Origin of the sequence: Streptomyces sp. NPDC086080, from assembly GCF_044540255.1 — a bacterium.
Lineage (GTDB): Bacteria > Actinomycetota > Actinomycetes > Streptomycetales > Streptomycetaceae > Streptomyces.
The window spans coordinates 94624-105483 of sequence record NZ_JBITRU010000010.1; the positions used below are offsets into that span (position 1 = coordinate 94624).

The window sequence follows — 10860 nt, forward strand, 5'->3', positions numbered from 1 at the left end:
GGCGGCGCTGCCGTCGCGTCCCGGCCCGTGGCCGGGCGCTCGTCAACGACGCACCGTCATCTCGCTGGTGAGCGCCCAGCGTTGGTGGTCGCGCCAGGCACCGTCGATGTAGAGCATCTTCGGGGAGAAGCCCTCCAGGCGGAACCCGCAGGCGTGGGCCAGGGCGATCGAGGCGGCGTTGCCGGGCTGCACATTGATCTCCAGCCGGTGCAGCCGCATCGGGCCGAAGGCGTACCGCACGACGAGGTGCAGTCCCTCGCGCATCAACCCACGCCCCGCCGCGTGCGCGAAGGCGCCGTAACCGAGCGCGCCGCACAAAAAGCCGCCCTCGACGATGTTGTTGATGTTGATGAACCCGGCGAGGGCGCCGTCCGCCTCCTTCTCGCAGACCAGGAACCCCGCCTTGGTGGGGTCCTCGATCAGCCGGCTCGCGTACGCGGCGTACGCCGCCGCGCTGTCCGGCGGGAACAGCCACGGGTGGTGCAGGTCCTTGCTCTCCCGGGCGCGGGCGGTGAACTCGGCGCCGTCCGCGTGGGTGAAGTGGCGCAGTCCCACGCGGGCGCCCTCGGCGAGGTAGCGGGAAGCGGTGTGCGGCACCCTGCCACCCTACGACGCCCCGCCGGACCCGCGCGCGGCGTCCTCGCCCGCCCGCCGCGGCCCGGAGGAGGGTTCAGCTCAGCGCCGGTTCCTCCAGCGTCAGCGTGCCCGCGTCCGCGTCGAGTTCCGCCGCGACGCCGAACGGGACGGTGAGCGCGTCGTCGCAGTGGCCGAACCCGAACTGCTCGGCCACTGGCACACCGAGGCCGCCGAGCCGGTCGGCGAGCATCGTCCGCACGCCGTCGTACGGCTCGCACTGCGCCCAGGAGCCGAGCAGCAGGCCGCTCACCCCCTCCAGCCAGCCGGCCCGCAACAGCTGGGTGAGGCAGCGGTCGAGCCGGTAGGTGTCCTCCCCCACGTCCTCCAGGCACAGCAGTCCGCCGCGCGCCGACGCTCTGGCGTGCGGGGTGCCGAGGTCGCCGGCGAGCAGGGAGAGGCAGCCCCCGAGGGTGACGCCGCTCGCCCGGCCGCCGACCAGCGCGGTGCCGTCGGAGGTGAGGGTGCGGACCGTCTCGGGGGCCAGGAGGGTGGCCCTGAGATGCTCCTGGGCCCGCGCGCTCTTCACGAAGTCGAGGCCCGCGGCCATCGGCCCGTGCAGGGTGACGAGGCCGAGCCGGACCGCGAACGCCTCGTGCAGCGCGGTGATGTCGCTGAACCCGACGAACACCTTCGGTCCGGCCGCCCGCATCGCCTCCCAGTCGAGGGAGTCGACCATGCGCTGTACGCCGTAGCCGCCGCGGGCGCAGATCACCGCGTCGACGGCCGGGTCGCACCAGGCGGACTGCAGATCGGCGGCCCGGTCGGCGTCGCTGCCCGCGAGGTAGCGGAAGGCTCCGTGCCGGTCGAGGACATGGGGGGCCACCACCGGGTCGAGGTCCCAGCCGCGCAGGACGTCGAGGCCGGCCCGGAGCCGGTCCTCGGGCACCGGGCCGCTGGGCGCGACCACGGCCACCCGGGCGCCGGGGGCGAGGCGGGACGGTCGGCGCAGCGCTTCGACGCGGCTCACGTGCCGAGCTCCAGCGCCGGGATCCCGGGCGGTCGCATCCCGAACACCTGGGCGTACAGGGACATCTCCGCCTCCAGGGCGCGCACCATCGTCTCCGCCCGCCGGAAGCCGTGGCCCTCGCCCTCGAAGGTGAGGTACGCGTGCGGTACGCCCCGGCCGGTCAGCCGGGCCAGGAACCGCTCGCACTGCACGGGCGGGCAGATCACGTCGTCCAGCCCCTGGAGCATCACGAAAGGCACGGAGAGCCGGTCGGCGTGCTCGACGGGCGAGCGCCGCAGGTACAGCTCGGGGACCTCGGCCCGCGGGCCGATCAGGCTTTCCAGGTACTGGGACTCGAAGTCGTGGGTCTCCCCCGTGCCCCAGCCGGTGAGGTCGAGCACCGGGTAGATGATGGTGCCGCAGGCGTAGACGTCGGTCGTGGTGAGCGAGGCGGCGGTGGTCCAGCCGCCGGCGCTGCCGCCGCGGACGGCGAGCCGGTCGCGGTCCGCGGTGCCCTCGTCGGCGAGGGCCAGCGCGACGGCGGCGCAGTCCTCGACGTCGACCACGCCCCACTGTCCGCGCAGCCGGTTCCGGTACGCGCGCCCGTACCCCGTGGAGCCGCCGTAGTTGACCTCGGCGACGCCGATGCCGCGCGAGGTGAAGTAGGCGACCTCCAGGTCGAGTACGAGCGGCGCCCGGCCGGTGGGGCCGCCGTGGGCCCAGATCACGTACGGCGGGAGCTCGCCTGCGGGGGCGGCGCACCCGGGGTGGTGCGGCGGGTACACCTGGGCGTGGATCTCGCGGCCGTCCGGCCCGGTGAACGTGCGAAGCTGCGGCTCGGGGTAGTACGCGGGGTCCACGGCGTCCTCGTGCGCGGCGCCGATCACGCGCGCCCGGCCGGTGCGGGTGTCCAGCTCCACCACCTCGTGGCCGCTGCGCGGGCCGGCCCCGATGGCGACGACCCTCCCCCACCCTCCGGGCGGGGGGACCCCCCTCTCGCTTCGCTCGGCGTGGGCGGCCAGGGACGGGGCGAACTCGGTCCAGGGTCCGGCGGCGTCGACGAGCTCACCGGTCTCGGGGTCGAGTACACCGAGCGCCTGGGCGCCCCGGCCGTGCAGGACGGCGATCAGTCCGTCGTCCAGCGGGGCGAACCAGCGCTGTCCCAGCTTCCACAGCGGTCCGCCGAACTCCTCCTCGCGCGGGCAGAGCGGTTCCCCGTCCCGGTAGAGGTTCCACCAGCCGGTGCGGTCGCTCGCATACAGCAGCCGTCCGTCGTGGGTCCAGTCGGCCTGGGGGACGGACTCCTCGGGTCCGCCGGCCACCGTGCGGGCGCCGCTCAGCGTGCCGTCCGGGGAGACATCCGCGACCAGCAGCTCCGTACCGTCCCACGGCATGCGTGGATGGTCCCAGCCGATCCAGGCGGCGCGCCGCCCGTCGGGCGAGAGACGCGGCCCGGTGACGAAGCGGTGCCGGCCGTCGCTCAGCTCCCGCACGGCGTCCCGGTCGTCGGCGGCGGAGCCGTCCAGGGGTACGGCGGCCAGGACGCGGCGTACGTCGCTGGGGCCGTCTGAGGTGAACTCCTCCAGGACGCACCACACCTCGCCGCGCTCCGGCAGCAGCACGGGCTCGGCCCAGCGCAGCCCGTCCCCGACCGGGGAGAGGGGGGTGAGCGGGCGGGGTTCGTGACCCGGCCGGTACCGGTAGAGGCGCTGGTCGGCGAAGTTCACGAACACCACGACCGGGCCGTCGCCGTGCACGGCACCGGCCCAGGGAAGTCCGCCGTACTCGATGACCCGGGTGCGCACGTTCCACGGCGCGGGCAGCACGGACTCCTCCGTGCCGTCGGTGTGTCGGCGCACCAGCGTGCGCCGGCCGGCCTCGGCGGGGCGGGGTTCGGTCCACCACACCTCGTCGCCGACGAAGCCCGCGAACTCGGGGCTGCCGTCGTGGGCCGCGGCGGTGGCCGCGTCGATGGGCGAGGGCCACTCGCCGTACGCCAGGGTCCGCACTGTCTCCCCCACTCGCTCAGGCCGTCCGCAGGAACCGGTCGAGCACCCGCACACCGAAGTGGAGCGCCTCGACCGGGACGCGCTCGTCGACGCCGTGGAAGAGGGCCTGGTAGTCGAAGCCCTCCGGCAGCTTCAGCGGCGCGAAGCCGTAGCCGGTGATGCCGAGCCGGGAGAACTGCTTGGCGTCCGTGCCGCCGGACATGCAGTACGGCACCACGTGCCCCTCGGGCGCGAACTCCTCGACGGCGGCCCGCATCCGGAGATACGTCGGTGTGTCCAGCGGCGCCTGGAGGGCGGTCTCGTGGTGCGCGAACTCCCAGTCGACGTCCGGTCCGGTGAGCCGGTCCATGGTGGCGCGGAACTCGTCCTCCGCGCCGGCCAGGTACCGCCCGTCCACGTACGCCACGGCCTCACCGGGGATCACGTTGACCTTGTACCCGGCGTCCAGCATGGTCGGGTTGGAGCTGTTGCGGACGGTGGCCTCGACGAGCTTGCCCGCCGTGCCGAGCTTGTCCAGCAGGGCGTCCACGTCGGACAGGTCGGTCTCGATGCCGTACAGGGCGGCGAGTTCGGTGAGCGCGGCTCGTACCGTCGGGGTGAGGCGCAGCGGCCACTCGTGCTCGCCGATCCGGGTGATGGCGGTGGCGAGGCGGGTCACCGCGTTCTCCCGGTTGACCTTGGAGCCGTGTCCGGCCCGGCCGCGCGCGGTGAGCTTCAGCCAGGCGGTGCCGCGCTCGCCGGCCGCGATCGGGTAGAGCTGCCGTCCGGCGCCGTCGTGGAAGGTGAAGGCGCCCGACTCGCTGACGCCCTCGGTGCATCCCTCGAAGAGGTGGGCGTGCCGGTCGGCGAGGAATCCGGAGCCGTCCTCGGCGCTGGCCTCCTCGTCGGCGGTGAACGCGACGACGATGTCCCGGCGGGGTCGCACGCCCTCGCGCGCCCAGGCCCGCACCACGGCGAGGATCATCGCGTCCATGTTCTTCATGTCGACGGCTCCGCGCCCCCAGACGACTCCGTCGCGGACCTCCCCGGAGAAGGGGTGCACGCTCCAGTCGGCCGCCTCGGCCGGTACGACGTCCAGATGACCGTGGACGAGCAGCGCGTCGGCCGAGGGGTCGCTGCCCTCCAGCCGCGCGACGACGTTGGTCCGGCCGGGGGTGCGCTCCAGGAGCACCGGCTCCAGGCCGGCCTCGGCGAGCCGGGCGGCGGCGTACTCGGCGGCGGGCCGCTCCTGGCAGTCGCCGCCGCCCCTGTTGGCCGTGTCCATCCTGATCAGGTCGGAGGTGAAGGTCACGACCTCGTCCAGGGCCCGCTCGTCAGCCATACTGCTCCTCCACCGCGCTCGAGGCGATCGTGGTGACCGCCTTGAAGGTACGGATTCCCTCGTACATGGTCGTGCTGGTGTAGGCGACCTTCCGCTCACCGGTCCGGGTCACGCCCGGCACGACGGTGACGGCCATCGCCAGATGCTCCGCGTCGAACTCCACCGCGACGGTGAAGGGCCCCGCGTCGACGGGCTCCCGGCGCACCGCCAGGGCGGCCGCGTCCTTGGCCGCCGCGCGGATGTCGGCCGCCGTCCGGGCGGGGGTGCGGCACACCGCCGCGTACCGGGACACATGGTCCTTGACGGCGACCTTCAGGGCCTCGGGCGCATAGCCGAGCGCGTCCTCACAGGCCAGGTCGTCGCCGGTGACCAGGATCACCGGAACTCCGTACTCGGCGACCACGTGCGCGTTGAGCAGGCCCTCGCTGGCCCGCACGTCGTCGACCCACACCCCGGTGATGGAGTTGGCGAGGTAGGTGTGCGCGAGGACTCCCTCCATGCCGGCGCCGGCGTGGTAGCCGATGAAGGCGATGCCGTCGACGTCACCGTGCTGCACGCCCTCGACCATGGACAGGGACTTGTGCCGGCCGGTGAGCATCTCGGCCCGCTCGTCCAGCTGCTCGAGCAGCAGATTGCGCATGGTCCAGTGGGCCTCGTTGATCAGCACCTGGTCGGCGCCGCCGTCGAAGAAGCCCTGCACCGCGGCGTTGACGTCCGAGGTGAACAGGGACCGGCACCGCTCCCACTGGGGAGTCCCCGGCAGCACGTCGGCCGGCCAGGTGACACCGGTGGCGCCCTCCATGTCGGCGCTGATGAGGATCTTCATGCGGACGACGCTACATGCCGAAGAATTCGCTGGCCAGGCCCTCCATAGCCATAGGTTCACACCACTGGAGGGAGATGTCGGCATCGGTTGTGCGAGCTTCGGGCCGGACCGTCCCCGTCCGCGGCCCATCGGCGGGCACCGCCGTCCATCAGGGGTGAGACGCCCGCCTGGCCGGGAGAGTCCGGGTGCGCCAGGCCGAGGCCGGCAGGTCGGCGGCCCGCTCCCGGGTCCAGGGGGCGGCCCGGACCGCGGTCCCGGACGGAACGTGGGACCCGGTGAGGGCGCCGAGGACGGCGAGGAGAGCGGCGAGATCCTCGGGCCGTGGACGGCCCCGCACGATGCGGACCGTGTCGCCGGCGCCGCTCACTGGGGCTGGTTCCCGTGTTTGCGGGACGGGATCGGCGCGTGTTTCGAGCGCAGCATCGTCAGAGCCCCGATCAACCGGCTGCGGGACTCCGCGGGGTCGATCACGCTGTCGACGAGACCGCGCTCCGCCGCGTAGTACGGGTGCATCAGCTCCGCGCGGTACTCCTTGACCAGGCGGGCACGCGTCGCCTCTGGATCCGAGGCCCCGGCGATCTCCCGGCGGAAGACGACGTTCGCCGCGCCCTGCGCACCCATCACCGCGATCTCGTTGCTCGGCCAGGCCAGCGAGATGTCCGCGCCGATGGAGCGCGAGTCCATGACGATGTACGCCCCGCCGTACGCCTTGCGCAGGATGAGCTGCACCCGCGGCACCGTCGCGTTGCAGAACGCGTACAGCAGCTTGGCTCCGTGGCGGATGATGCCACCGTGTTCCTGGTCCACGCCGGGCAGGAAGCCCGGCACGTCGACCAGGGTGACCAGCGGCACATTGAAGGCGTCACAGGTCTGGACGAAGCGGGCCGCCTTCTCCGACGCGTGGATGTCCAGCACACCGGCGAACGCGGCGGGCTGGTTGGCGACGATGCCCACCGACTCTCCGTCCAGCCGGGCCAGGGCACAGATGATGTTGGCCGCCCATGACTCCTGGACCTCGAAGAAGTCCCCGTCGTCGACGATCTCCGTGATCACCGCCCGCATGTCGTACGCCCGGCCGGGGTCGGCGGGCACCAGGTCGAGAAGAGCCTCGGTGCGGCGCCCGGCCGGGTCGGACGTGAGCTCGGCGGGTGGCAGTTCACGGTTGTTCGACGGCAGCAGGGACAACAGGTGCCGTACGTCCTCCAGGCAGCCGGCCTCGTCGTCGTACGCGAAGTGCGCCACCCCGGAGACGGAGGCGTGGGCATCGGCGCCGCCGAGTTCGTCGTGGGTGATCACTTCCCCGGTGACCGACTGCACGACGTCCGGGCCGGTGATGAACATCTGGGCGGTGCCGCGCACCATGAACACGAAATCGGTGAGCGCCGGGGAGTAGGCGGCACCACCGGCGCACGGGCCGAGAATCACACTGATCTGCGGGATGACACCCGAGTTGCGCACATTGCGGGTGAAGATGCCGCCGTAGCCGGCGAGCGCCGTCACCCCTTCCTGGATACGGGCGCCCGCTCCGTCGCACAGACCGACCACCGGGCAGCCCGCGGACTCGGCGAGGTCCATCAGCTTGTGGATCTTCTGCGCGTGGGCCTCGCCGAGGGCACCGCCGAAGATCCGGAAGTCATGGGCGTAGGCGAAGACCGTCCGGCCGTGCACCTGTCCCCAGCCGGTCACGACACCGTCGGTGTACGGCCGCCGGTCCTCCAGTCCGAAGCCCGTGGCCCGATGCCGCCGTAACTCCTCGACCTCGGTGAACGTGTCGTCGTCGAACAGGAGGGCGAGGCGTTCACGCGCGGTCAGTTTGCCTTTGGCGTGCTGCGCTTCGGTGGCCCGCTCGCCGGGACCGCGCCGCACGCTCTCGCGCAGTTCGGCGAGTTCGGCGGCACGGTCGCGCAGCTGACCGTCCGCGGGAGCCGGGGTACTGAGGGGCGTTTCCTCGACAACGCTCATGCCGCCCAGTGTGCGTGCGGCCGCTCAAGACAGGCTCGACGTCCTCTGGACGTCACGATGGAGTACGGCTCGACCCGCGGCGGCCACGCTCGCGTCATGACGCGTCCTTCGCACCGCTCCGTCGTCCTGATGTTCCCGGGCACCGGCGCCCAGCACGCCCGTATGGCCGCGGGGCTGTACGGCCACGAGCCGGTCTTCACCGAAGCCGTCGACGCGGTGCTGGCCGCGCTCGGTACCGACGGCGAGGCGGTGCGCGCCGACTGGCTGGCCGCCACGCCGGCTGTGCCGATGGACGCCGACACGCGCTCGGCCCCCCTGCTGTTCGCCGTCGACCACGCGATGGGGCGGCTGGTCGAGAGCTGGGGCGTGCGGCCGGCCGCGTATGTCGGGCACAGCATGGGCGAGTTCGCGGCAGCGGTGCTCGCCGGGGTGTTCCGCCTCGAGGACGCCGTCGAACTGCTGTGGGAACGGGTGAGGATGCAGCGCTGCACCCCCGCGGGCGGCATGCTCGCGGTGGCGGCCCCCGAGCACGAACTGTCCGGGTACCTCGGTGACGGCGTTGTCGTGGGCGCCGTCAACGCCCCCCGCCATACGGTGCTGTCGGGCCCGCGGGAGCCGCTGCGCGCGGTGGAGGCGCGGCTCACGGCGGACGGCAGGACCTTCCGTCGGCTCGGGTCCCGTACTCCGTACCACAGCCCCGCGCTCACCCCGCTGGTCGGGCCGACCGAGGTACTGGTCGCCGGCATGCCGCTGGCCGCGCCGCGCACGCCCCTGTACTCCGCGTACACGGCGCGGCCGCTGAGCGCGGCGGAGGCCGTGAGCCCGGCCTTCTGGGCGGTGCAGCCCACGGCTCCGGTGCTCTTCCGGCCGACGCTCGACCGGGTGCTGAGGGACGGCGACCGGGTGCTCGTCGAGGCCGGCCCCGCGCAGAGCCTCACGGTCCTGGCCCGGGGTCACGAGGCCGTGCGCTCGGGACGCAGCACCGTGGTGCCCACCCTGCCGCCCCGGGCGCTGGGGCCCGAGGCGGACCGTCGCGCCGTGGGCGAGGCACGGGAGCGGGTGCTCGGGATGGTGGCCCGGCGGGCGCCGGCCGGTTCGGCCGGCGTCGCTCACTCCGGCAGGTTGCCGCTGGACCTGCCTGCCTCGTAAGGGCTGGACACCCCGTCGTAGGCGAGATGCAGCACCATGCCGTCGCGCGCGTGGTCGAGGTTGTGGCAGTGGTCCATCCACAGACCCGGGTTGTCGGCGCGGAAGGCGATCTCGTAGCGCTCACCCGGTGCGACGTTCAGCGTGTCGGTCCACCACGGGCTGCCGGTGGCCTTCTCACCGTCCTTGGACAGGACGAGCATGCGATGACCGTGCAGATGCATCGGATGGTCGTCGAGGCTCCGGTTGACGAACGTCGTGCGCACCAGGTCGCCCTCGGTCACCAGCAGCGCGGGGATGTCCGGGTGGACCGCGTTGTTGACGGTCCACAGCACCATGAGCCGGCCGTCGTAGAAGCCGAGGCTGTTGCCGAGGACGAGATGGAAGGAGCGGTCGAAGCGCGGCGAGGGGCCGAACGGGGCGCTGCCCGCCGTGCCGTAGTGCAGCGGCTCGAACAGGGGTCCCGCCGCCGGGGCCGGGGGCTCGGTGGCCGGGTCCGGTGCCAGCAGCAGGGACGCCGTTTCCGGGCGCCCTGCTCCGTACGCGCCGTCCTCACCGCATCCCTCGGAGCCGTGGCTCGCGCTGGAGGCGTTCGCGTCACCGACCACGGTCAGGTGGACCGGCCCGGCGGGCTGGCGGTAGGTCACGTCGTAACGGCCGCCGCCGGCGATCCGCAGCCTCACATCGCGCAGCTCGGTCGGGCCCGCCACGTCGTTGCCGTCGATCGCGGCGACCTTGAACGGCGTCCCGGCCAGCGAGTACGTGCGCGGGCAGTTGTCGGCGTTGACCAGCCGCAGCCGCACCTCGGTGCCGGCCGGCACCTTCTCCGTGCGCAGCCGTGTGTCGTCGCCGAAGGCCGTACGCAGGGTCCCGCCGCTGCCGTTGACTCCGCTGAGGGCGCCGCCCCCGCCGGGCGGGCCTCCGGCCGGGGACTTCGCACCGCCGACGGTCCAGGCGTGCGCGACGACGGTGCGGTCCCGGACGGCCGGATCGCCACCGCCGGGTTCCTCGACCACCAGCGCCCCGAACAGGCCTCGCGCCACCGTGCTGCTCGACTGCTGGTGCGAGTGGTACCAGAAGGTGCCCGCCCGGTCCGGCCGGAACCGGTACACATGGCGTCCGCCGGGGAACACCGCGTTCTGGGTGACGCCCGCCACTCCGTCCTCGGCGTTGGGGACGTCGACACCGTGCCAGTGCAGCGTGACCCCGCCCTCCACGTTCCGGTTGACGAGAACCACCTCGACCAGCTCACCCCGCCGTACACGCAGTTCCGGCCCGGGAAGTTGCCCGTTGAAGGCGAGGGCGGCGACCTTCTCGCCGGACGCCAGACGCATGGTGCGGTCCGTCGCGGTGAGGGTGAAGCGCCGATCGGGCTCGGCGCCGCGGTCACCGGTGAGGTCGTCGACGGACCGCACGGGGGCCTGCCCGGCCGGCGGGCCGCCTCCGGTGTCGAAGGCGTGCGTGTGTCCCGGCCCGCCCGTCACGCCCGGCAGTCTGCTCCGCTCGGCGGCCAGTGAACAGCCGCCGACGGCCAGCAGAGCCAGGCCGGTCACCGTGGCGGTGGCCCGCAGCAGCCGCCGGGAGCGGGTCGGGGGCCGGGGGCCGGGGGCGTCGAGGGCGGCCCGGCGGTACTGCCGGAGCAGCAGCAGGCCGCCCGACGCGACGCCCAGCAGGGCGAACTCGGCCAGCACCATGCCGGCGTACGGAGGCGTCGGCGGGTGCAGCGTCAGCGCGGCCCCCCACAGCGCGGCGAGCGCGGCGGCCTGGACGGGGACCACCAGCCGCGTCCGGGCGGCCGGCCGGCGCAGCCCCGCCGAAACGGCCGGAGCTCCACCGCCCCCCACCCGCACGTCCGGAGCCCCGTCCCCCGCCGGACCGAAGACCACCGCCCCAGCCCCGGCGGCCGGGGGGCGCGGCCCCTCCGAAACAGCCGGCCCGGCCGACGCACCCCCGGCCACCACGCCCGCGGCCGAAGACCCGCCCGCCACCGGACCGGAAGCCGCCTCCCCCACCC

9 protein-coding genes are annotated in these 10860 nt (G+C 73.7%); 1 reads left to right on the plus strand and 8 read right to left on the minus strand.

The features are described 5' to 3' along the window. Nucleotides 1–42 precede the first annotated feature (42 nt). The 7 genes from ACIF9R_RS15040 to ACIF9R_RS15070 all read right to left on the minus strand — a co-directional run bounded on the left by ACIF9R_RS15040 (nt 43) and on the right by ACIF9R_RS15070 (nt 7700). Entirely contained in the window at nt 43–597 is a 555-nt protein-coding gene (locus tag ACIF9R_RS15040; RefSeq protein WP_399979297.1) for a GNAT family N-acetyltransferase, read from the minus strand. Nucleotides 598–670: 73 nt separating this feature from the next. Further along, nucleotides 671–1603, minus strand: coding sequence for an LD-carboxypeptidase (locus ACIF9R_RS15045; protein WP_399979300.1), 933 nt, complete (start codon nt 1601–1603; stop codon nt 671–673). Continuing rightward, a complete protein-coding gene (locus tag ACIF9R_RS15050; protein WP_399979303.1) occupies nt 1600–3603 on the minus strand; it encodes a prolyl oligopeptidase family serine peptidase in 2004 nt (667 codons plus the stop codon). The genes ACIF9R_RS15045 and ACIF9R_RS15050 overlap by 4 nt, the downstream gene beginning before the upstream one ends. A gap of 4 nt (nt 3604–3607) precedes the next feature. Beyond that, a complete protein-coding gene (locus tag ACIF9R_RS15055; protein WP_399979305.1) occupies nt 3608–4912 on the minus strand; it encodes a M20/M25/M40 family metallo-hydrolase in 1305 nt (434 codons plus the stop codon). After that, the gene (locus tag ACIF9R_RS15060) at nt 4905–5738 is read right to left on the minus strand and encodes a M55 family metallopeptidase (protein WP_399979307.1); all 834 of its coding nucleotides are present in this window, start codon (nt 5736–5738) and stop codon (nt 4905–4907) included. Before ACIF9R_RS15060 ends, ACIF9R_RS15055 begins: the two co-directional genes overlap by 8 nt. 148 nt (nt 5739–5886) lie before the next feature. Then, the gene (locus ACIF9R_RS15065) at nt 5887–6105 is read right to left on the minus strand and encodes an acyl-CoA carboxylase epsilon subunit (protein ID WP_399979309.1); all 219 of its coding nucleotides are present in this window, start codon (nt 6103–6105) and stop codon (nt 5887–5889) included. Then, nucleotides 6102–7700, minus strand: a complete 1599-nt coding sequence (locus ACIF9R_RS15070; RefSeq protein ID WP_399979311.1) for an acyl-CoA carboxylase subunit beta — start codon at nt 7698–7700, stop codon at nt 6102–6104. The genes ACIF9R_RS15065 and ACIF9R_RS15070 overlap by 4 nt, the downstream gene beginning before the upstream one ends. Nucleotides 7701–7796: 96 nt before the next feature. Between ACIF9R_RS15070 and ACIF9R_RS15075 the strand changes: the two genes are divergently transcribed. Beyond that, the gene (locus ACIF9R_RS15075) at nt 7797–8849 is read left to right on the plus strand and encodes an acyltransferase domain-containing protein (RefSeq protein ID WP_399979313.1); all 1053 of its coding nucleotides are present in this window, start codon (nt 7797–7799) and stop codon (nt 8847–8849) included. On the opposite strand, the gene ACIF9R_RS15080 is transcribed toward ACIF9R_RS15075, so the two are convergent. Next, nucleotides 8810–10624, minus strand: a complete 1815-nt coding sequence (locus ACIF9R_RS15080) for a multicopper oxidase family protein (protein WP_399979316.1) — start codon at nt 10622–10624, stop codon at nt 8810–8812. The genes ACIF9R_RS15075 and ACIF9R_RS15080 overlap by 40 nt on opposite strands. Between the last annotated feature and the right edge of the window lie 236 nt (nt 10625–10860).

What these genes read in the sequence shown, in the direction of transcription:
- ACIF9R_RS15075 (WP_399979313.1), top strand. Translation starts at nt 7,797, where the DNA reads ATGACGCGTCCTTCGCACCGCTCCGTCGTCCTGATGTTCCCGGGCACC.
- ACIF9R_RS15055 (WP_399979305.1), bottom strand. Translation starts at nt 4,912, where the DNA reads ATGGCTGACGAGCGGGCCCTGGACGAGGTCGTGACCTTCACCTCCGAC.
- ACIF9R_RS15060 (WP_399979307.1), bottom strand. Translation starts at nt 5,738, where the DNA reads ATGAAGATCCTCATCAGCGCCGACATGGAGGGCGCCACCGGTGTCACC.
- ACIF9R_RS15070 (WP_399979311.1), bottom strand. Translation starts at nt 7,700, where the DNA reads ATGAGCGTTGTCGAGGAAACGCCCCTCAGTACCCCGGCTCCCGCGGAC.